Genomic DNA, 711 nt, shown 5'->3' with positions numbered 1-711 from the left:
ATTCCGTTTAAAACTCAAAAACCTGGTAGACGTTAGAATTCATTAACCACGATGAAAGGGCAATGGAGCTCTTCATTGAGTATTAAGATTCAATAATCCTTATTTTAAGGATTTTTGTGGCCACAAAAAAATCGCTCTTTATGAAAGAACGATCGGTTACTTCTTTTGTCATTTAGCTGCTTCTTCTAGTTCCCGAAGCAAGATTTCTGCGCCTTTAGGACTCAACACAAATTTCCCATGACCATACGTCCTATTTTCGTTGGTTATCTCACCGGTAATCGCACACGCATTATGGGCCATATATTTTTGGAGAATGATTTTATCATCATCTACAAAAATCTCTATTGCATCCTTAATTTCAATCTCCAGGACTCTTCTTAACTCAATGGGAATAACAATTCTCCCCAGCTCGTCTACCTTCCTTACAACACCTGTACTTTTCATGCTAATATCTTCCTTCCTTAGGACGTGGGGCGTCCGGTTAATTCTCCGACAAATTCTACATCATCGATCTTCCAGCCTTGCTCTTTCACATAAATAAGAGACGTTTTAACAATCACCGTTTCTGTATTCGATACATCATTATACTCTGTCGAAAGCTTGAATTCATTAAAGAATTCTGCTTCCGTCTTCGATGTCTGATATTCAAACGGCTTCAGCCCGACCATGGTTGATTTGACGGATTGTTTGGATTCCGGTGGTTTCGTTCCG

1 protein-coding gene and 1 pseudogene are annotated in these 711 nt (G+C 39.2%); both read right to left on the bottom strand.

The window, feature by feature from the left end; translation table 11 throughout:
• Window positions 1-168: 168 nt before the first annotated feature.
• Complete coding sequence (locus IHV12_RS22500) at window positions 169-444, bottom strand: AbrB/MazE/SpoVT family DNA-binding domain-containing protein (protein ID WP_197192297.1); 276 nt, start codon at window positions 442-444, stop codon at window positions 169-171.
• 17 nt (window positions 445-461) lie between these two features.
• A pseudogene (locus IHV12_RS22495) lies at window positions 462-711 on the bottom strand (hypothetical protein); the annotation flags it as partial.

Origin of the sequence: Fictibacillus sp. 7GRE50, from assembly GCF_015903875.1 — a bacterium.
Taxonomy (GTDB): Bacteria; Bacillota; Bacilli; order Bacillales; family Fictibacillaceae; genus Fictibacillus; species Fictibacillus phosphorivorans.
The sequence above is the reverse complement of the archived record's forward strand: the minus strand, read 5'-3'. Positions and strand labels throughout refer to the sequence as shown.